Annotated in this window: 17 protein-coding genes, 1 tRNA gene and 3 pseudogenes; 16 read left to right on the top strand and 5 right to left on the bottom strand. The window is 48.3% G+C overall.

Annotation, left to right across the window (positions count from 1 at the left end; translation table 11 throughout):
* The first annotated feature begins 1,172 nt into the window (after window positions 1-1,172).
* From G5574_RS04370 to G5574_RS04310, 13 genes and pseudogenes are all read left to right on the top strand, one after another.
* Window positions 1,173-1,388, top strand: coding sequence for a hypothetical protein (locus tag G5574_RS04370; protein WP_164482106.1), 216 nt, complete (start codon window positions 1,173-1,175; stop codon window positions 1,386-1,388).
* Between the two features lie 4 nt (window positions 1,389-1,392).
* Window positions 1,393-1,747: pseudogene (locus tag G5574_RS23975) on the top strand (RHS repeat-associated core domain-containing protein); the annotation flags it as partial.
* A gap of 25 nt (window positions 1,748-1,772) precedes the next feature.
* On the top strand, window positions 1,773-2,426 hold the full coding sequence (locus G5574_RS04360; RefSeq protein WP_164482105.1) for a TNT domain-containing protein: 654 nt from the start codon (window positions 1,773-1,775) through the stop codon (window positions 2,424-2,426).
* Window positions 2,427-3,517: 1,091 nt separating this feature from the next.
* Window positions 3,518-3,995, top strand: a pseudogene (locus G5574_RS23605) (type IV secretion protein Rhs); the annotation flags it as partial.
* A gap of 40 nt (window positions 3,996-4,035) precedes the next feature.
* Window positions 4,036-4,509 carry a hypothetical protein gene (locus tag G5574_RS04350; RefSeq protein ID WP_164482103.1) on the top strand — a complete coding sequence of 158 codons (474 nt, stop codon included), beginning with the start codon at window positions 4,036-4,038 and terminating at the stop codon, window positions 4,507-4,509.
* Window positions 4,510-4,636: 127 nt separating this feature from the next.
* Window positions 4,637-5,896: pseudogene (locus G5574_RS23600) on the top strand (RHS repeat-associated core domain-containing protein); the annotation flags it as partial.
* A gap of 1 nt (window position 5,897) precedes the next feature.
* The gene (locus G5574_RS04340; RefSeq protein WP_164482102.1) at window positions 5,898-6,275 is read left to right on the top strand and encodes a hypothetical protein; all 378 of its coding nucleotides are present in this window, start codon (window positions 5,898-5,900) and stop codon (window positions 6,273-6,275) included.
* A 419-nt stretch (window positions 6,276-6,694) separates the two neighbouring features.
* Window positions 6,695-7,297, top strand: a complete 603-nt coding sequence (locus G5574_RS04335; RefSeq protein ID WP_280530484.1) for a carbohydrate porin — start codon at window positions 6,695-6,697, stop codon at window positions 7,295-7,297.
* Between the two features lie 230 nt (window positions 7,298-7,527).
* The gene (locus tag G5574_RS04330) at window positions 7,528-8,016 is read left to right on the top strand and encodes an Hsp20 family protein (RefSeq protein WP_033742122.1); all 489 of its coding nucleotides are present in this window, start codon (window positions 7,528-7,530) and stop codon (window positions 8,014-8,016) included.
* Between the two features lie 83 nt (window positions 8,017-8,099).
* Complete coding sequence (locus tag G5574_RS04325; RefSeq protein WP_033742120.1) at window positions 8,100-8,396, top strand: hypothetical protein; 297 nt, start codon at window positions 8,100-8,102, stop codon at window positions 8,394-8,396.
* 248 nt (window positions 8,397-8,644) lie between these two features.
* Window positions 8,645-9,448: an ABC transporter ATP-binding protein gene (locus tag G5574_RS04320; protein WP_164482101.1), complete on the top strand. Its 804-nt coding sequence runs from the start codon at window positions 8,645-8,647 to the stop codon at window positions 9,446-9,448.
* A 49-nt stretch (window positions 9,449-9,497) separates the two neighbouring features.
* Complete coding sequence (locus tag G5574_RS04315; RefSeq protein ID WP_164483196.1) at window positions 9,498-10,412, top strand: ABC transporter substrate-binding protein; 915 nt, start codon at window positions 9,498-9,500, stop codon at window positions 10,410-10,412.
* A 29-nt stretch (window positions 10,413-10,441) separates the two neighbouring features.
* Window positions 10,442-11,416 (top strand): FecCD family ABC transporter permease, encoded by a 975-nt coding sequence (locus G5574_RS04310; protein ID WP_164483195.1) that lies wholly within the window; start codon window positions 10,442-10,444, stop codon window positions 11,414-11,416.
* Between the two features lie 236 nt (window positions 11,417-11,652).
* Here the strand turns inward: G5574_RS04310 and G5574_RS04305 are convergent, their stop codons facing one another.
* Complete coding sequence (locus tag G5574_RS04305) at window positions 11,653-12,891, bottom strand: MFS transporter (RefSeq protein WP_033742113.1); 1,239 nt, start codon at window positions 12,889-12,891, stop codon at window positions 11,653-11,655.
* Between the two features lie 674 nt (window positions 12,892-13,565).
* On the opposite strand from G5574_RS04305, the gene hemH reads away from it, so the two are divergent.
* The gene (hemH, locus tag G5574_RS04300) at window positions 13,566-14,528 is read left to right on the top strand and encodes a ferrochelatase (protein ID WP_006119604.1); all 963 of its coding nucleotides are present in this window, start codon (window positions 13,566-13,568) and stop codon (window positions 14,526-14,528) included.
* Window positions 14,529-14,732: 204 nt separating this feature from the next.
* Here the strand turns inward: hemH and G5574_RS04295 are convergent.
* The 3 genes from G5574_RS04295 to G5574_RS04285 form a co-directional block, all read right to left on the bottom strand.
* Window positions 14,733-14,808 (bottom strand) — tRNA-Asn (locus G5574_RS04295).
* A gap of 112 nt (window positions 14,809-14,920) precedes the next feature.
* On the bottom strand, window positions 14,921-15,688 hold the full coding sequence (mtfA, locus tag G5574_RS04290; RefSeq protein WP_174250595.1) for a DgsA anti-repressor MtfA: 768 nt from the start codon (window positions 15,686-15,688) through the stop codon (window positions 14,921-14,923).
* 165 nt (window positions 15,689-15,853) lie between these two features.
* Window positions 15,854-16,537: an ASCH domain-containing protein gene (locus G5574_RS04285; protein WP_033742103.1), complete on the bottom strand. Its 684-nt coding sequence runs from the start codon at window positions 16,535-16,537 to the stop codon at window positions 15,854-15,856.
* A gap of 610 nt (window positions 16,538-17,147) precedes the next feature.
* Between G5574_RS04285 and G5574_RS04280 the strand changes: the two genes are divergently transcribed.
* Window positions 17,148-17,852: a phosphohydrolase gene (locus G5574_RS04280; protein WP_039338268.1), complete on the top strand. Its 705-nt coding sequence runs from the start codon at window positions 17,148-17,150 to the stop codon at window positions 17,850-17,852.
* 73 nt (window positions 17,853-17,925) lie between these two features.
* On the top strand, window positions 17,926-18,177 hold the full coding sequence (locus G5574_RS04275) for an Arc family DNA-binding protein (protein WP_006119599.1): 252 nt from the start codon (window positions 17,926-17,928) through the stop codon (window positions 18,175-18,177).
* Between the two features lie 69 nt (window positions 18,178-18,246).
* Here the strand turns inward: G5574_RS04275 and G5574_RS04270 are convergent, their stop codons facing one another.
* Window positions 18,247-19,863, bottom strand: coding sequence for a methyl-accepting chemotaxis protein (locus G5574_RS04270; protein WP_033742097.1), 1,617 nt, complete (start codon window positions 19,861-19,863; stop codon window positions 18,247-18,249).
* Window positions 19,864-19,890 lie beyond the last annotated feature (27 nt).

The raw sequence follows: 19,890 nt of genomic DNA, 5'->3' as shown, positions 1-19,890 counted from the left end.
TGTTGAAAAGTGAATCCTGAGCTCAGAAATAAGTGCGAGTATATTTTTAGCCTGAGCTAGAAAATAAGTCTGATGGGCTGGTGAAGTAATTATTACTTTAGCGACGGCGAAAGTAACTTTCAATTTTTTAGTGTAAGGGTTTTTCGACTGGTATAAATCTTTCCAATATGGAGAGTTTAAATTAATCTTAACGAAGAAAATAGAAGTGTGATTTTTGACAATGGATTAGTTATCTCCTCAATTTCAACTAAGCAGAAGTTGTTTATTATTGACGGTCTGCGCTGGGAGGCGTGGCCTGACAATGGTGATGATACCGTAAACTATCGAGCCGTTTTTAATATAAAAATAATAGACAAGGTGATATTTACCTCATCGTATTTTTATCTCATCAAGGTGATGTAAATGCCACAGTAGTAAGTTGGTGCTTTGCACCTGATAAGCTATTGATGGTAGAGAAAAATAAACCAGAAGGTAAAGTTACGCGAAAATTAAGAAAGTGGTTTGAAGTGCAATCTGATTGTAAGCTTCCCGTCTATGGCCCATGGGGACACATTGATGCAGTATATGATCCACATGACAGAACAGGTATGGTTACTTATAACTAATTTTCAGGTTTCGAAGATGTAAAGTCATGGGGGGAATATTTAAAATGGAATAACTTAAAGAATTACTATAAATAATTAAATTTCTTCTGCATGTTTTTGTGGTTTACCAATCAATACATTCATTTTTATATTTTTAAGTATTTCCATCCTTCTATATACAATAATCGGCAATATATTGATTTTCTTTTATTAAATTAAAGCTGGTAGGTGCTTTTTTACATGTGACTCATTTTAAAGAGATTTTTAAATTATTGATTTATAAGCTATAGATTATCATAATTTTTTACAATATGCAAAGTTAAGTATGTTTTGAAAGTGTGATAATCATCCTTGACGTAAGCTAAAAGAATGAATGATTTTGCATGTGGATGCAATTGTTATTTTCACGATTTGCATTAAGATTAACACTGACATAAGCTTACTAAATAAAAATGATAGGGTTAGGCTTCTGAAGCGTTTTCAATGTTTGATATTTTGAATTAATTGTTGAGATCATTTGGTTTCACACACTAACTGACTAGTCAAGTTGTCTGTTTTCCCAGATTTAAATGAATTTACGGGTTTTTTATGAATGAATTAATGTTCTCAGGATATGGCGTAGATATTATAAAAAGAAATGATGAGTATTATATTAGGTACGATAGCGGGACGATTGCTATGTATGAGATAAAATCAAAAATTTCATTTTACGAAGTATTAAAAGCTCAGAAAAGTGAACGTGATGCCTATGAAGTCATTATAGCCACCCAATCCAGAGAGGGAAGAGGACGGTCTCAATTTTGATTACTCACATATAGATGAAGTGAAAATTCCGGAGATATTCTGTTCCATTGCGCCACTGATAGCACGCCAGAACTTTTAACCGACGATGAAGGCCAGAAGACCTGGGAAGGTGTGAACAGCCCGTGGGGCAAACTGTTGCGCGAATCGAATCAACGAATTCCGATGGTAGAGCAGAACCTGCGCGTATGCAGGGCCAGTACCTGGACCGCGAAACGGGGCTTCACTATAATTTGTTCCGTTATTATGACCCGGACACTGGCCAGTTTACCCAGCATGACCCGATAGGGCTGGCGGGCGGGAACAACCTTTATCAGTATGCGACGAATGCGCTGGGATGGGTGAATCTGTGGGGCTTGGCCACCGAACCGCGGTTTTGTTATCTCAGTGAAAGAGACCCTTCAGCCAGGAACTAAATTAGATCGTTATGGTGGTTGGACTGAAAATGGTGTTATCAGAGATACAGGTACGTTCCTTTCTCCAGCAGGAGCTTCTTTTGAAGGTAGGGCGCTTCCGGATTATACATTGAAAAAACCTCTATCTACCTGTGAGGTATTGAAATCTTATGAAGTTGACGCCGGTCCAGCAATCCCATGGTTTGGAAAGGCAGGAATGAATAAACAATATGAAACAGCTGATAATGTCGAAAATCTGATTAGAAATGGAGTTTTGGAAAAAATTATGAAAAATGGTATTAAAGCTCAAGTTTTGTTACATGATGGTTTTGAGAATGATTTTATTCATAAAAAAAACGTCATTATATGCCCGTATTGTTCTGGAGAAGTCGTTTTTTCAGTATATGGTTCGAAAAGTTTTAATTCGGAAGATTTAGAGTTTAAACAGTTTTACTCCAAAAAAATAAGGGGAGTAAAAGAAATGACTAAGGGTTCTGGTCTTTATCATTACAATGATGAAGCTATCAGCTTTTTTGAAACTCAATGTGACTCTGGAAGGCATAATCTTTTGATTTTTTCAACTTTTTCTGAGATTCAACCAGCCAGGTATATTTCTCATTTGATTGGTATTTTCCTAAAGAATTAAAATATTTATTATCCTGTAGTTGTGTGAATTTTAGATAAAATTATCAATTTTTTCTTAAAGTTAATTGCGAATATTATGATTTATAGTATTGACTATTTAATTTCCCCTTCTCTTAATATTACTCAATTTTAACTTAAATTTTCGTACTTATATAAAGCAAAAGGGATGTGTGACTTGCCACTGGCCCGACAATTACCCAGATGTATCAGTAAAACCCGCCTGCAATCGTTACAGGTAAGCCGTATAACAATGCTGTCATAATACGATTTATATGCAAGGTTGCCGTCTGCTGCATGGAAATCCACGAAGATATTTCGCTACGTTTACATCGAAAGCCAGAGCTATGTAAAACTGTTCTGAAAAGCTTGCATTTTTTCTGGTTCCATTGTGCTGCTAACGGCGCGTCAGAAATTTTTACTAATGTAAAGAACCATGAAAAGATGGAAGGGGTAACAGTCTATGGGAAAACTCGCTACGCGAAATTTGCACTCAATCCTTAAAGTTGGGATTATTGATATTTAGCGGTTAAAGAAACTTTGATGAGCGATTTTTGTAGTGAAAATTGAAAATCTGAAAGTTGATGCTGGCGAATCAACTGTCGAGTGGAGATACGATGGAGAGACTATTTCAATGTTTTTTACAAACATCGATCAGTCCTTGATTGATTCCAGTAGAAACTTATTATTTGTTCTCGATAAAAAGGAAAAATTGCCTAAAAGATTGTCTGTAATAAACGGATCCGGAAAGGTTTTATCGACATTTTTTCTCTCCCGTTAATGGAGAATTCTATTATTTGACAATCACCCCTGAGAAAGAAGTTTTGGTAGTCTGTGTTTTTAGTGAGAAGCTGGATGGATGGAATGATTGTCATTTTTCGTTCAATCAGGATTCGGGGAAACTCGAACGCATTGCGCCTGCACGCTAATAGGAGTGAAGCTAATAATTTTTTGGATTCTGTAAAGAAAAAATATGGTTGCTCATCAATCATAATAATCTTTAAGTTTTAATTGAATGATAAAACTGTAAAACCTAAAATTACAAATAAGTTATTATTCTGAATGCTGATAGTAGGAAATATCCAGTAATATTAAAATGTTAGTCGGTTATTTTCCCAAGATGTCGCGCAACTTGGTAAAGGGCACTGGTGCTGGGACGGTGCAGACAACCCGCTGAATCGCCATGCCGCTCCCCACGTCATGCATAACCGCGTGACCGAACTGAACGGGATTCGCTGGCAGTACGATATTCATGGCCGCACCACTGAGAAGGATGACGGCCAGACCCGCTGGCGCTACCGTTACGATCCCCTTGGCGGGGCATCAGCAAACCCAGTGAGTCGTTGTTACAGGTCAAGCAGTCTGGTCACGCCGTAACAACGCGGTTTGTGTGGGAAGGCTACCGACTGCTGCAGGAAATCCACGACGATATTCCGCTGACTTAGGTTTACAGCGACAGCCAGAGCTATGAGCCACTGGCCCGTATTGATGGCGTGGAAAGTCCGAAGATATTCTGGTCCACTGCGCCGCGAATGGGCCGCCCGAGCTACTGTCCGACGTTGAAGGCCAGAAGAAGCAAGACTTAAACTGAAACCAGGAAAAATAATAGATATATGAAAAAAATGACTTTAGATGTAAATACTGGAGGTTTGCGGATAAATGAAAATGAGATAGAGCTTGAATCTTACGATTCCTTCATTAAATCCCATTTTTTTCAATTATCTGATGATTTGACATGCGTTGGTAAATATTTTTTCTTTGCTAAAGAAATCATCTGGCATAATGAACCATTTACTATAGAGTTTAGACCTGCAGTTTTTTCTTTTAAAAAAAGTGTTTATCTTATTAGCAAAAGTGGTGGTTATTTTCAAAGCCTTCACGATTGGAATAAAAAAGCTGACTTAAATATGCTGAAGGATGAAGAAAAAAGGTTATATGAATGGACTCGGAATAAATACCCCGGAAACTATGATGGTGAGATAAAAAATCCTCCCTATGGGTATATATGGTGCTTCCAGTGGGGTAATGTAGCGGTTCAATCAAACTCCAATACTTTTGAGTGCGGTATATATATAGAATGGAATTGAAGTAGTTGTTTTATTGAGTGTGTTGTTAATTTTTTTTTTGAGTTGTGAAAGGATTTCGCCTCAATAAAACCATCTGTTTTATGGTTATTGATTTTTGGGAGTATTGGGGATGTCGTATTAATGGTAGTCCACTAATCGGCTATTTTCTCAGGATGGCGCGCAGCCTGGTAAAGGGGACAGGTGCTGGGACGGTGCAGGCAATCCGCTGGATCGCCATGCCGCTTCCCACGTCATGCATAACCGCGTGACCGAACTGAACGGGATTCGCTGGCAGTACGATATCCATGGCCGCACCACTGAGAAGGATGACGGCCAGACCCGCTGGCGCTACCGTTACGATGGTGAGCATCGTCTGACGGATGTCATCAGCGAGCCGCGTGATCGCAATAAGCCACGCAACAAAGTGAGCTTCCGTTACGATCCGCTGGGCCGACGCATCAGTAAAACCTGCCAACAATCGTTACAGGGTAAGCCGTCTGGTCATGCTGTCACAACGCGGTTTGTGTGGGAAGGTTACCGTCTGCTGCAGGAAATCCACGACGATATTCCGCTGACTTATGTCTACAGCGACAGCCAGAGCTATGAGCCACTGGCCCGTATTGATGGCGTGGAAAGTCCGGAGATATTCTGGTTCCACTGCGCGGCTAACGGCACGCCAGAGCTACTGACCGACGTTGAAGGCCAGAAGACATGGGAAGGTGTGAACAGCCCGTGGGGCAAACTGCTGCGCGAATCGAATCAGCGAATTCCGGTGGTAGAGCAGAACCTGCGTATGCAGGGCCAGTACCTGGACCGCGAAACGGGGCTTCACTATAATTTGTTCCGTTATTATGACCCGGACAGCGGCCGGTTTACCCAGCATGACCCGATAGGGCTGGCGGGGGGGATCAACCTTTATCAGTATGCGCCGAATGCGCTGGGATGGGTGGATCCGTGGGGGTTGACAGGAAAAGATGTTACTACTTTTTATCATGCGGGAGATATCAAAGGCCCCATTGATCCTTCATTTGGTCAAGGAAACAAGGATTTTGATCCTGCAGATAAAGGCGGCTTTTATGTAACGACAGATAGAGCTCAGGCTGAAAAGTGGGCCCAGATGAGAACTGACAGGAATATGTCAATAACTCAATTTGATGTTCCAAATACTGAACTTGCTAAACTTGATATTAAAGTATTCGATTCAGCCAATAGCGAATGGGCAGATTTTGTTGCCCAAGCACGTAAAGGGACTCTATCGCATGGTCACGATGCAGTCAGTGGACCTATGCTCTTAAATTTGAGAGATTTTAAACGAGGCCGCCCACCAAAAGCCGGTGGGACACAGTTTGCAATCTATAGTCAAAAAGCTGCGGAATTATTTAATAAATTCAAAAGAGGATGTAACTGATATGGCTGGTACTGAGAAAATCAAAGATGGGTTGAAATACGTAAGTGAAAATAATTCTAACGAAACAGTTACAGTAAATTTTTACTCATGGGTTAATCTCATTAAAGGGATCATGATCTTTTATGGTATGAAGACTGAAGATGAGGCGCAGTCTATTATTGATGACAACCCTCTTTTTAACAATCCTCCCCATGATTATTTTGAGGCTTGCCTGTTAGGGCATGAAGATGAATATTATTGGGCTATGGTAATGTCTCATGGAGATAGATATTTTGAAAAGGGATTTAGTCGAGTGGCTCCTGATGATTATTATGAATGGGAGAGTAATTATTTAAAAGAGCATGGCCTTGCAAGTGAAACATTGATTTTTAGTGAGTAATATAGCGGTATAGGTTGGTAATATACTGCTTTGATTTTTCAGTTTACTTTATGTTTCAATGCTGAAAATAGCATTTCAATATATTTCCTTTGAATTAATTGAAATTTGAATGCAGTTTTTGTTATGTGTATTTTCAATGGTGTTGGTTGCTACTAATGTTTTTCTTATATTATATTTAGGGGGGTGCTGCCACAGAACGATTAATCCTCATCATGAGTCTGATAAGGTAATGACATAGGAAATTGATTTTTTGCTACTCTGCATATTTCGTTTAACACCAGAATTGACACGCTATATTTATTAGTCTCTCTGGTTTTTCCCTGTGAACAGATTTATTTTTTTGCTATGTTTTTTTGCATCAGTCCCGAATCTAATGTTGTTATTTAGTGTCTTTGTCCGCCAATAAATGTGCTTGTTTTATGCAATCAGTGTCTTATTACTACAGATATTACTGCGGTCTTAAGTTTTTGTGGAGCTCAAAAAATGCCAACTATTTACGTCCGGTCATCGCGTGGCACCACAGCGACGTGACAGCCGCTGTCGGAATGGAAAGTAACGTGGTGAACAATGCCTATGGCTACACAAACAGCCAGGGTCAGTTTAAGGATCAATCCAGACGCAATGGATATGGCGCTACCCTGAGTTGGAACGGGCAACGGGCTAATCCGGATTCAGGGGCGGTCATTAATCTCAGCACGGCGTATATGGATGCAACGGAAGAACAAAACTTCAGTGCCGGCCTGAACGGGTTGTGGCGCGACATCCAGCTTGGCTATATCTATATCTATATCTATGCGCGTAATGATCTGAAAGCGTTCACAATACAGCCAATGAACGGTGCCAGCCTGAACGACGTTATTCCAGGCAATTATGCCATTCATACCCTTCACTCCTCATACCACTTTCGCCATGTTCTGAACATGCAAAATTTCGATGTCTACCTTGGTGCTTGCTGGTCACAAATCAATGCTGAACGGCACAGCGGCGATAACGAACGCTACGGTACACGTGTCTGGTTCTAATACCCTTTCTGATCGCCAAACCGCCGCACCAGATAGGGATGAAACGGCATTTTTACATGGGGCGTCCGTCTGAGATAAGAGCAAAACCATGTAGCCACTCACGCCCAAAAAAATTTCATTTTCCTCGCTTGAAATCCCACTAAATGATCCTATAAATGTCTGTGAGCAGCGGGGGAGGTCCCCACGCCGATGAGCTTTTGAATGAACCATTAATTCAGGAGGTTATCACTATGGCATTACGTAATTTTCCCGTATTTCCTTCTATCGCAGATTCTGCCTTTTCAGACCGGTTTAACCGTATCGACAGGCTGTTCAGCCAGTTGACCGGTGATGCGCCCGTGTCGGTTTCTCCCTCTTACGACCTGAAACAGGTTGATAACGAACACTACGAACTGACCGTCAGCGTGCCGGGCTGGAAAGAAAGCGAGCTTGAAATCGAAGTAGCAGGCGGTCGTCTGACCGTGACCGGACAGAAAGAGGAGGTCAGCGATAACGATACGGAAAAAGAAGGGCAGAACAGCGGTTGGCTGCACCGTGGTATCAGTCGTTCAGACTTCCGTCTGAGCTACAGCGTGCCGGAACATATGAAAGTGACCACCGCACGCCTGCAGGACGGTTTGCTGCGCGTCGGCCTGCACCATGAGATACCGGAAAGCGAGAAGCCTCGTCGCATTCCGATCGAACACCGTACGGCGGAAGCCATTGAACATCAGGCCTAATGGCAGGTTAACGAAAAAGCGGAGGGCGCTGACGGCGTTCTCCGCGCTTTGTCATCAAGGTGCCAGAGAATCAGGAGGCGGTAATGAAAGTCATCAGCGTGCCCGAAGATCGTGCTCTTTATCCCAAACTGGTTGGCGAAACCGTAATGGCGGCAAAGTTACAGTTAGGCCGCACCCGGTTGTCGGTGAATTACAACAAAGTGCCTGGCGGTATCATGCCGGTGCTGGTGGTGGATTTCTACAACGAAAAAGGCAAACTTTACTCCCTGCGTTACAACCTGCCGCCCGATACACCAGAGCGCACTGAACGTCGATTGTCGCTGTTAATGCGGCTGATTGAGAAAGAGGCCAGTGAGGAAAAGCTGGCTGAGGCGGTGTAAAACCGATAAGTGCAACCAAAACGAAGAGGAGGTGACGATGCTCAACACACTCATGCTACATACCTCGTTGGGTGCTGGCATGCTAGCGATGACGGCCAGCCTGTTTCACAACCGTTTTAAATAAGCCGTTTTCGTTTTCTCTCTTCAGGGTGCCGACATCGCGGCACCCTGTTTCATTTGTGCCCGCCGCTTGTCTTTCTGTGCCTCAATTGTTATGTTATAACATATCTATTTGTAGGGTGAAAAACATGCCGTCGTCCAGAGCGTTACCTCAATCCGATCCTGTTTTGCAGGTCAACATTGCGCAGTTGAACCGAACGGACGGCGAACCGCTCTTGCATCACATTCACTTCAGCGTCAGAGAGGGAGAGCGGCTGGTCATCATCGGGCCAAACGGCAGTGGCAAGACGTCATTACTGCGGGCAATGTGCCGTGAGTTATCGTCACCGCCACAGGCGATTCAGCTTAACGGCGCATGTCTGGCAACGTTTTCACGGCAACAGCTTGCCAACTGCATAGCCGTGATGGCGCAGAATGATATGCCCGATCTCAGGCTGTCGGTTGAAGAGTACGTTGCGTTGGGCCGTATTCCGCATCTACGCGCCTGCCCGGCAGGAGTAAATCAACGGATCGTCCAGGAGTCCATTGATGAAACCGGTCTTTCAGCACTAAAAACACGCCCGCTGGCTGCGCTGTCCGGGGGAGAACGACAACGTGCTGCACTGGCGCGCGTGCTGGCGCAAAAGCCGTTATTGATCTTACTGGATGAACCGACGAACCATCTTGATCCGCTGGCCCGCCAGCAGCTACTGGCACTCATTAAAAACAAAGGGATTACGGCAATAGCGGTACTGCATGACCTGTCCCTGATTGATACGTTTGCCGATCGTGTGCTTATCCTGTCGCAGGGCGAGCAAATTGTGTGTGATCACCCGTCGCGCGCGCTGACGTCGCGCTATCTCCAGCCCGTGTTCGGCTTAAACAGCTTTACCGTAAAACATCCTGCCAGCGGTAAGCGCTTACGTATTTTTGAGGTGCCCGACTGTGCATGATGCATTGAGTAAAATCGGTTTTGCCGCGTTTCTGGCCGTGACGCCAGCCATGTGGGCCAGCGCAAGTGATTTTCCTGTCACCATCGACAGTTGCGGCCAGCCCGTGACGTTCACCTCGCCGCCTGCGCGAGCCGTGATTAACGACCTCAATATGGCAGAAATGGCTTTTGCGTTGCATCTGCAGAACCGTATTGTCGGTCTCACCGGCATTAGTGGCTGGTACAAGATGACGCCGGCCTTTAAGCAGGCCATGGGATCCATCCCTGAGCTGGCACTCAAATATCCCTCACTGGAAACGTTGCTGGCCGCGAGCCCTGATTTCTTTTTTGCTGGCTGGAATTACGGGATGAAAGTGGGCGGTGACGTTACGCCTGCTTCACTGCGTCAGTACGGCATTAAAACCCTGGTGCTGAGTGAAAGCTGTGTCTTTACGCAGAAGGACAAGCAGAAAGCGACGATGGATCTGCTCTATAACGACGAGATTAAACTGGGCAAAATTTTTGGCAAGCGGGCCGAAGCCGAGGCGCTGGTGACGGACTGGAAGCAGCAACTGCAGGCCTTACCTCAGCGTCCGGCTGACACGCCGCCTCGAAAAGTCTTCGTTTACGACTCAGGCGAAGACAAACCGTTCACCAGCGGACAATATGCCATGCCGACCGCCATCATTGAGGCCGCCGGAGGTAAAAACGCGATGGAAGCGCTGGAGATGAGCTGGGGCACCACCTCCTGGGAGAGCGTGGCGGCCACGCAGCCGGATTTTATTATCTTGCTGGACTATCAGACCGGCAGTGGGGCAGAGGCACTGCGCCACTTCCTGGAAAATCATCCGCTTATGAAGCTGACGCCTGCGGTAAAACACCATCGCTACCTGAAGTTACAGTACGCTGAACTCACACCGGGGCCGGCCAATATTCAGGCCGTAGAGAAGCTGGCTCATGCGCTCTATTCGCCGGATGCGCCGTGAATCGATCGCCGCATCGTTATCCAGCAATAATGAGTGCGTCCTGCCTGCTGCTGGCGATCCTGATGCTGATCAGCACGGCGGAAGGCACCGTGTCATTGTCTTTAACGCAGGTGCTGTCCGCACTCGACATGGCAGACGCGCCCGTCTCTGAAATGGTAACCCGAATCGTGATCGACCTACGGTTACCGCGCACGCTGCTGGCCGTGATGACGGGGGCTGGCCTGGCCATCGTCGGGGCATTGTTGCAAACCACCACCCGTAACGATTTAGCCGATCCGTTTTTATTTGGTCTGTCCTCTGGGGCCTCAGCCGGTGCTGTACTGGTGATTACCCGCTTTGGCGATCGGCTGTCGGCGTTAACCTTGCCCGTTGCCGCTTTCGCGGGTGGGCTGTTTTCAGCCGCCGCCGTCATGTTGCTTTTTCATTTCAAAAAGCAACGTTCAGCAGAGCACTTGATTCTCTGCGGGCTGGCCGTGTCATTTCTGTTTGGTGCGGTGACCAGCTATTTGATTTTTTCAGGCGACCAGCGCGCGGCCAGCTCGGTGATGTTCTGGTCACTGGGCGGGCTGGGATTAGCCAGCTGGCATAATCTGCCTTATGCACTGGTAAGTCTGGCACTACTGACAGGGTTTGTGGCGCTGCGCGGGCGGCAGTTGGATGGATTGCTGGCGGGCGAGCAAACCGCACTCTCGCTTGGTATTCACGTCAACCGGTTACGCATCGAGGTGTTTCTTTGCTGTGCGCTGGCAACCGCGTTGCTGGTGGCCCTGACCGGCGTCATTGGCTTCGTGGGACTGATGGTGCCGCACCTGTGCCGACACGTAACGGGTGTGAAACACCGGTTGCTGATCCCACTGTGCGCGCTCTGGGGCGCCATTTTGTTGTGTGCTGGCGATATTGCCAGTCGGACGCTGCTGGCCCCGCAGGAGCTGCCCATTGGCATTATCACGGCCGGTATCGGCGGGGGATTTGTGATTGTGCAACTGATGCGAAACAGGACGTGAAGGTCAAACCGGCCACCTTATAGGGTGAATATAAAGTGGCCTTGTCCCGGAAGGGGCCTTATCATCCGCTGCATCACTGGCTACAGACAGGCAACGCATAACAGATCGTGACGCGTTTATGCCTTATGCGGTATCAACGTACTGTGCAGGTATGGCTTGTCGTTCCTGACCCACTGCGCCTGATCTGCGAAATTCGCCGTAGGTTCCCCGGGGCCATGCCACCTTCCCGCTCAACGTTATGCCACCGTCTCATTCTCAAGCTTCTGCCTTTTCCGCAGATTCGGAAAGAGCATCATCCAGAGCCCAACCACCACCAGTGTCCCGACACCGCCAATGACGGCGGCGGGCACCGCGCCCATCCATGCCGCGAGCAGCCCGGATTCAAACTCACCCAACTGATTTGAGGTATTGATAAAGATGGCATTAACCGCATTGACGCGGCCGCGCATCGTATCGGGTGTATCCAGCTGAACCAGTGCGCCACGGATCACCATGCTCACCATATCGAAACCGCCCAGCGCGGCCAGCGCCAGCAGAGAAAGCCACAGTTTTGTTGAGAGCGCGAACAGCAGCGTCGCCAGGCCAAAACCGGCCACTGAACCAAACATAATCATGCCAACATGTTTTTCCAGCTTATGGCGGCTGAGCCAGACGCCGACCAACAGGGCACCCACTGACGGCGCACCGCGTAACAGGCCAAGTCCCCATGGCCCGGTGTGCAGAATATCCTGGGCGAAGACAGGGAGCAGGGCGGTCGCCCCGCCCAGTAACACGGCGAACAGGTCGAGCGATATCACGCCCAGAACATCCTTGCGTTCGCGAATAAAGCGTACGCCCATAAACATGTTCGACAGCGTCATCGGCACACGTTCCTGAGGAGGGCGTTCATAACGTAAGCAACCCACCAGTATCAGCGAGAATAAATAAAACAGGGCTGAAACCCCGTAAACCACCTCGGGACCGGCTATATACAGCAGGCCACCCAGCGTTGGCCCGACGATCACCGCCGCCTGACCGCCAACAGAGCTGGCCGCCATGGCGCGCGCCAGAATCGGTGGCGGGACCAGCGCCGGCAACATAGAGGTAATGGCTGGCCATTCCAGGGCTTTCGCCAGCGAAATCAGAAAGACCAGCCCCCAGATTTCAAGTTTGTCTGCCCAGTGCAATAGCGTCAGCGCTACCAGGCCGAGCAGCGCGGCCCACTCAATCAGTTGGCCGATAACCACGATACGGCGGCGGTCGAACTGATCGGCCAGATGTCCCGCCGGCAACGCCAGAAGCACTGAGGGCAGGAACTGCATCAGGCCAATCATGCCTAACGCCATCGCGCTGTGGGTTATTGCATAGATTTGCCAGCTGACGGCCACGGAAAACATCTGAAAACCAAATGAAGAACAGGTTCGGGCGAGCCAAAACGCCACAAATGACCTGTGTTGCAGCAGCGAGTCTTCGCCTGTTGAAACGCCTGTACGCATCCTGATTCCTGTCCCGAAAAGCCTTGCGGCAAAAGTGGTTGCCTCAGTCTGATTGATGACCGTGATGCGGTCTGGTTTTTTCTGACTAAAGCATGGCGATGTTACTGTCTGGCGGTCCGCGCGATATTCACGACATGGGCAGCGTCAGTCAGCACAGATAGAGCCCTAAATATTAGCATGCTCAATATTCAGTTTAATAAATCAAAATATCGACAAGATGTGATTTTAACCCGCTGAATAATGGGGAGTTGCCGGATTACTTTTTATCATTCACCACAGAAAATGTACGAGCCGATCGGAAGGGACGTGACTTATCAGAGCTATTGGTCTTTCGTCGACGCAGCGATGATAAGATACGATCCAATGTTTTTTGACCGTCAGGCAAAGCCGTGTCAAAAAGCAAATAAAGGCGGGCTCGCAGGGCATAACGCTTTTTACGGCGTAAAAGACGTTAAAGCCCGCCCGACTGTTTCATTCATGGCCCGGGCTCATAAGGCGGCGTAAGACGTCAGCAAAGACGTTGGCAGGCTGACTCGATGTCGTCGCAGAAGTTCCCGCCAGGCCTTCGTTTCGCCGTCACTGACGCAAAAGGCGCAGACGGAGGAGATGATGTCCCTGAGTGTGCTACAGTGTTCAGGCACTTTTTTTCCTTGGGTTTTCAGAGGTCCCAGCTAATGACGAATAAACAGGGTGTTTTAATTGTTAACCTTGGAACACCAAAAGAACCCACGACTGCTGCGGTTAAAACATTTTTATCGAAATTTTTGCACGACTACAGAGTGGTCGATTTACCCCGGATCCTGTGGTGCCCGATCCTGCATGGCGTAATTATCCCGCTACGCGCCAAACGCGTGGCTAAATTGTACTCCTCTATCTGGATGGACGAAGGTTCACCGCTGATGGTCTACAGCGTCCGTCAGGCGCGCGCACTGGAAGCGTTGACGGGCATGCCTGTTGAGCTGGGCATGAGTTATGGCGAGCCGAGCATCGGGGGCGCTATCGACAGGCTGCTGGCGAAAGGTGTCGATAAAATTATCGTTATTCCTTTGTATCCACAGTTTTCCTCGTCCACCGTGTCATCCGTTTTCGACAGCGTGAGTCGTCACCTGCAGACGATGAAGAACCGCTACACACCGGCGATCAACTTCATCAACGACTATGCCGATCATCCTGCTTATATCGATGCGTTAAAAACGTCCGTGCTTGAATCGTTTGAGGCCAATGGCGTGCCGGATGCCTTACTGGTCTCCTATCACGGTATACCAGTCAGGTTTTCAAACGAAGGCGACAAATATCAGGAACGTTGTGCGTTAACGACGAAATTACTCACCGACGCCCTGAACATGCCTTCGCTAAAAGTAGTGATGACCTTCCAGTCACGCTTCGGCAGGGAACCCTGGTTGACGCCCTATACCGATGAAACCATTAAAAATCTGCCTGCGGAAGGCGTGAAAAGCCTGCAGGTAATCAGCCCGGGCTTTGCGGCAGACTGTCTGGAAACGCTGGAAGAACTGGATGAGCAGAACAGGGAAATCTTTATGCATGCGGGCGGGACGTCCTTTACCTATATTCCTGCGCTCAATGATAAACCTGTTCATATTGAGATGCTGCGCCAGCTGGCGGAGGGCGCGAAATAGCGTGCTGCGGTCCGTCACTTGTTAAAGACCAGTAGCGACAAAGCCAGAATGCGTTCATTCTGGCTTTGTGTTTTTTATTAACCTGCAGGATTTTATTATGCCAGATTGCTAAATTTGGCCGTAAAGCAACGCGTGGAAAGAAGACAGAGAAAGGCGATCGGCTGAAAAGCAAAAAGCCTGCTCGTAAGCAGGCTTTTTTAATTCTGGCTCCTCTGACTGGACTCGAACCAGTGACATACGGATTAACAGTCCGCCGTTCTACCGACTGAACTACAGAGGAATCGTGTGAACGAGGCGAATAGTAACGAGGTCGGCTCAGGGTGTCAACAGTATAAAAGCGTTTAGCATTCAACTGGCTAGCTTTAAAGCAATGCGTCTGCAAAGCAGGCGATTTAGTCGTGAGCGGCTCCTGTTCTGCTTAACGGGTCCTGCTGATAAAAGTGCTGAAGATGACGGTACATGGCCGGGAAACGCTCCGCCAGCAGGGCCGGGGCCGTAAAAAAATACTCGGATAATACCGCGAAACACTCTGCCGGATCGCTGGCGGCATAAGGATCGATGCTGGCGGCCTGCTCACCGACACTTTCCACTTCATGTTCAATCCCGGCCATCGCGCTACGCAAATCTTTTTCCCATTGGGCAACCCCACGTAGCGGCATCATTGGCACGCCGCTGGTATAACCGCTACCGCGCGCATCCAGTTTGTGCGCCACTTCATGAATGACCAGGTTGTAGCCGGAAAGATCGAAGGAGTCCTGAATATCCAGCCAGTTGAGCACGATTGGCCCTTGCGTCCAGCTTTGCCCGGCATGGACGGCAGGGGCGTGATGGACCAGGCCATGCTCATCCTGCCACAGGTCATCCACATTGAAAGGCTCGGGATAAATGAGCACTTCGTGAAAGCCGTCCAGCCAGTCGAGCCCCAGCTTCAGCACCGGCAGGCAGAACAGCAAAGCAATGCGCACGGTACGCAGCGCATCAAGCTGACAGCCTTCAAGCGGAACCAGTTTTTTTTGCTGCAGAAAATGCTGAGCCATGGCCTGCAGCGACTGACGTTCATCGTGGTTGAGGAGAGTAAAAATCGGCTGTGTCAGCCCGGCCTGCCAGGGCAGGTCAGTCAGATCCGTATTGCTGTGTGTTTTCCATGGCCATTTAAACATCGTTGGTTCCGCACTGAATGCTGCAATTGCAGAACCCTGAGCGACCAGACAGTAAAATGCCAGCATCAAAACGGCATGCTGGCATCGTCAGGCTTCAGGGATGAAGGAGCAATATTCAACCTGTTAGCAAGGAAATTGTCTGTGATTCAGCCCACAAAGCGCAGGCTAAGTTGATTCGCGCGTGGCACGCTCGAACTCAATAACCCAAACCCACGGGTTAACCTGCCAGCTGGTTGCCCCATACTGTTTTTGCCAGGCTTTGCGGTAGGCTTCTTTGGGCAGTTCAGAATTGACGTTCATGGTAAAGAAGTTGTTCAGGAAGTGCGAGTCGGTCTGCACACCTTCCGCCATAATGTCGTCTTCACTAATATCCTGAATCTGCTCTGCACGCACATCCGTAATAATCAGGTCGATGCGGCTTGCCCAGCGCGGCATATGAATGGCTGTTTGCCAGCCAAACTGCTCGGCGTCCGGTCCGCCTGACGTATGTTGGCCCAGTTCATTGCTGTCCGCCCGGTACTGGCAAAAGTCCGGCGAGCGAAACGGGGTGGGATCGCGTTCATAATCCGCCAGCGCATGTTCAGGCACGATGGGGCCACGCCAGGTTTCGCGGACCCAGAGCTTGTCGCCAGGCATGCCGTAAGGACAATGATAACGAATGTCGTTCATGGCCATCATTTTGTCACCGTGCAGGTGATTAGCCTGCACATCAAAGGCATGTACCCCTTCATGATGATCCTGGCCTGGACCAAAAGCCTGCGTTTTCATTATGCGCCGGGTTTGGGTTTGTTGGCCAACCAGCAGGGCTCGGACCCGCTGTTCGGAAAAAAGAATCGGCCGCTCTTTCATGGATTACCTCTTTTTATTAGTCGATCCCGGTTACTGCTGAAACAAAAAGGGCACCTAAATGGTGGCAATATCATAAAAAATATAAATCATTATTCCTGATAATTGGCCACCGTGTGGTTCGCTCAGTTGTGATGATTTTTAATCCACCGGACAGGAGTGGATAAAAAATCATCAGCACTGCTGTTAACGCGTATTACCGGACATCTGATAGTGAGAATACAGTACGTTATATCGGCAAAAATAGGAACCTTTTCAGATTTATCCATCTATAATTTTCGCCGATTTTATTGTTTTTTACATTTTTATTATGACATTAATTCCCTCACTCTGAGATAAAATAGCGCTGATTAATCATTATTAATATTAAACTATTCATCCTGCCTAAAACTGAATCAGTCAAGGCTGAAAAAGCAGCAAATGCATGTTTTCCTGGTAGCAAATTGCCATAAAAATGATCAGCGTCTCATTTTTAAGAGGAATTTAAAGGTCCCGACCGGCTTTTTCCTTAGCGATGTAAAGAAAATGTCATTAGCCATTCGTTATGATGACAAAGCCTATTCGCGTAACAGGTCGTCCATTGAGACGAAAATAACCCTTACAGGAAAAGATTATGTCACTTGCACTTTGGCAGGCTCGCTATGAAACCTGGTTTGAAAAAAACTGGATTCATGATGATGGCGCACACGATATTGCGCATTTACGTCGGGTCTGGATGAGCGCGCAGCGCATTATGGCAGGTACATCTGCCGACCCCCTGATCGTCCTGACTGCCTGCTACTTTCATGATGTGGTGAACTTACCGAAAAACCATCCTGAACGTCATAAGGCTTCCACTTACGCCGCCAGCGAAACGCAGCGTATCCTGCAGCAGGACTTTACGGATTTTCCTGCCGAATTAATCGGTGGAGTGATGCACGCGGTTCAGGCACACAGTTTTAGCGCGGCCATCACGCCTGAAACCCCTGAAGCGAAAATTGTTCAGGATGCCGATCGGCTGGAATCGCTGGGTGCAATCGGGCTGGCCCGGGTGTTTTACACAGCCGGTACGATGAACCGTCCTCTGTTCAACAGTGAAGACCCGCTGGGGAAAGCGCGTGAACTTAATGATGTGAAATGGACACTGGATCACTTTCAAACCAAGCTGTTACGGTTGCCTGAAACGATGCAAACCGAAGCAGGGCGGAGACTCGCAGAACACAACGCGGACTTCCTGGTACGCTATATGGCCAAGTTGTGTGCTGAGCTGCAGGGTAATCTGGTTAGTCTGGATGAGGCAGTACTTCGTGATTTTAGTCCTTTACATGCGGAATATTAAATTTTTATGACAGTATAGGAATCGATACAGTCATCCGGTAGCGTGGAAGCAATAACAAAAAAGGAGTGAGGAAATGACCGAAACTGTTAATTTGACGATTAAAATTGATCCTGCATTGAAAGAACACATTAAACAGCTGGCGCTTGAAAACCAGGTATCAATGAGTCAGGAGATCGTGCAACGTCTGCAGGCCAGCCTCGAAGCACCTTCTCAGCCCGCCATCGACAGTCAGAACACGGAAGAAGGCGCGTCGGATGCTTTAAGTTCCAGTGAAATCAAACAACTGCGTACGCTGCTTAAGAAGCAGAGTAAGAAAAAGAAATAATGGTTATCGGTTGTTCTCGCGATGAAAGCCGCCTTTGATAAAGGCGGCTTTTTTATTCAGAGCGCGTATTCAGACGGCAATGCGAAATTGTTGCACGCTTTCGGCCAGGCGTGAGGCCTGATGTTGTAAGGTATCGGCGGTACGCACCTGCCGCGCCGTAAGCCCCTCGTTAGTATGCAGTTCCTTGTCCAGCGCCACCACTTCGGCGGCAATGCCAGACACGCGGCGACTTTGTGCTGTGGCGTTTTCCTCCAGTTCTTTTAACTGGGTGACCACGGCGCTGACCGACTGGCTGATTTGGTAAAACAAGGCTTCCAGTGACTTCACCTTGTTGAATCCCTCAGAAATATGCAGCTGTGTATTGTTCACCAGCCCGTTAATCTGCTGAGCCGACTCGCCGCTTTTATTCGACAGGGTACCCATCTCTTTTGCCACGACGCTAAAGCTGCGTCCATAAACCCCTGCATGCGCTGATTCAATCGCCGCATTCAACGCCAGCAGACGCGTTTGCAGTGAAAGACCGTCCAGCAGCTCGACAATGCCGGCGATTTCCCCTGAGGAATCGACGATGTGGCGCATCTGCACCTCCATTTCATCGACCTGACTGGCGCACTGCTGCATCAGTTCATCCGCGACATGTGCCTGCTGTGCGGCCTGTTGCGAAAACAGCGTACTGTTTTCAACCTCTTCCGAGACACGATGCAGGCGCTGCGAAATATGACTAAAGCTGCTGTTTTGCACCTTATAGTGCTCGCTTACCTGGTCATTGGTATGCTGCATTTCCCGCGCACCCTCCGCCACGCTGGCGGCTATGGTATTAATTTCTGCCACAATGGTGCGCAGCCCTTGCCGCATATCCGCCACCGCGTTAAACAATCCGGCGGTTTCTAACGATTGCAGACGAGGCGGTTGCGGGCAACTGACTAAGTCGCCAGTGGCAATAGCCTGCAGCTGGCGGCTGGCCAGTCTTAAAGGAATAATCACGCCGCGCAGCAGCAAAACCCCACCCGTCAGCAACAGCGTAAACAGCAGCCCTGTGACCAGCAGCGACAGGTTACGGCTGGTGGTCAGCGTCTCCAGTGTCAGGTTGTTGACGGCAGAAAGCTGTTTGTTGGCTTGGGTGATTTCGTTAAACCAGGCGCTGTTAAACTGCTGTTGATAAGCCTGCATCGGCACCATAAAGAACGCATCGATATTATTGGCTTCCAGGCCTTTAAGCTGCTCTTCAAGGCCCTGGGTTAACATCATGAAACCCTGCTCAAGCTCCCCCTTGGGAACGGCATGGTACTGAGCAAACAGCTGTTCTGCATGCACGAGTGAGGATTTTGCGGTTTCCGCCAGGCTCTTCCAACTGTCCACAGATCCACTTTTCTGATCTTCCATCAGATAAATGCCTGCCCGGTGGCTGTTATCGCTGGCCGTCAGCAGCTCTATGCGAGCGTGATCGAGCAGCGCCAGCCGGTCGCGCATGGCACTCGCCTGCGTCAGGTTCACTTTGGTATGGCTGACCTGCGCGGTCAGCAGAACAATCCCGATGGATTGCAGCAAACAAAACAGCACAACGAACAGCATAAAATTGCCGCGCAGGCTGGTAAGCCAGGTGGGCACCGGGGGCAGTTTGACGCGATAGCGACGCTTCAGACTGCGCAGGGATAACAACGTGAGAGGTGACATCATTCTACCCATCAAGTGAAAAAGCAGCAGTATTCTGGG

The organism is Pantoea stewartii, from assembly GCF_011044475.1.
Taxonomy (GTDB): domain Bacteria; phylum Pseudomonadota; class Gammaproteobacteria; order Enterobacterales; family Enterobacteriaceae; genus Pantoea; species Pantoea stewartii.
Note: the sequence above shows the minus strand (reverse complement) of the source record. Positions and strands in the feature narration are given on the sequence as shown.

What these genes read in the sequence shown, in the direction of transcription:
- G5574_RS04370 (WP_164482106.1), top strand. Translation starts at nt 1,173, where the DNA reads ATGAATGAATTAATGTTCTCAGGATATGGCGTAGATATTATAAAAAGA.
- G5574_RS04350 (WP_164482103.1), top strand. Translation starts at nt 4,036, where the DNA reads ATGAAAAAAATGACTTTAGATGTAAATACTGGAGGTTTGCGGATAAAT.
- G5574_RS04340 (WP_164482102.1), top strand. Translation starts at nt 5,898, where the DNA reads ATGGCTGGTACTGAGAAAATCAAAGATGGGTTGAAATACGTAAGTGAA.
- G5574_RS04335 (WP_280530484.1), top strand. Translation starts at nt 6,695, where the DNA reads ATGCAATCAGTGTCTTATTACTACAGATATTACTGCGGTCTTAAGTTT.
- G5574_RS04330 (WP_033742122.1), top strand. Translation starts at nt 7,528, where the DNA reads ATGGCATTACGTAATTTTCCCGTATTTCCTTCTATCGCAGATTCTGCC.
- G5574_RS04325 (WP_033742120.1), top strand. Translation starts at nt 8,100, where the DNA reads ATGAAAGTCATCAGCGTGCCCGAAGATCGTGCTCTTTATCCCAAACTG.
- G5574_RS04320 (WP_164482101.1), top strand. Translation starts at nt 8,645, where the DNA reads ATGCCGTCGTCCAGAGCGTTACCTCAATCCGATCCTGTTTTGCAGGTC.
- G5574_RS04315 (WP_164483196.1), top strand. Translation starts at nt 9,498, where the DNA reads ATGTGGGCCAGCGCAAGTGATTTTCCTGTCACCATCGACAGTTGCGGC.
- G5574_RS04310 (WP_164483195.1), top strand. Translation starts at nt 10,442, where the DNA reads ATGAGTGCGTCCTGCCTGCTGCTGGCGATCCTGATGCTGATCAGCACG.
- G5574_RS04305 (WP_033742113.1), bottom strand. Translation starts at nt 12,891, where the DNA reads ATGCGTACAGGCGTTTCAACAGGCGAAGACTCGCTGCTGCAACACAGG.
- hemH (WP_006119604.1), top strand. Translation starts at nt 13,566, where the DNA reads ATGACGAATAAACAGGGTGTTTTAATTGTTAACCTTGGAACACCAAAA.
- mtfA (WP_174250595.1), bottom strand. Translation starts at nt 15,688, where the DNA reads ATGTTTAAATGGCCATGGAAAACACACAGCAATACGGATCTGACTGAC.
- G5574_RS04285 (WP_033742103.1), bottom strand. Translation starts at nt 16,537, where the DNA reads ATGAAAGAGCGGCCGATTCTTTTTTCCGAACAGCGGGTCCGAGCCCTG.
- G5574_RS04280 (WP_039338268.1), top strand. Translation starts at nt 17,148, where the DNA reads ATGTCACTTGCACTTTGGCAGGCTCGCTATGAAACCTGGTTTGAAAAA.
- G5574_RS04275 (WP_006119599.1), top strand. Translation starts at nt 17,926, where the DNA reads ATGACCGAAACTGTTAATTTGACGATTAAAATTGATCCTGCATTGAAA.
- G5574_RS04270 (WP_033742097.1), bottom strand. Translation starts at nt 19,863, where the DNA reads ATGGGTAGAATGATGTCACCTCTCACGTTGTTATCCCTGCGCAGTCTG.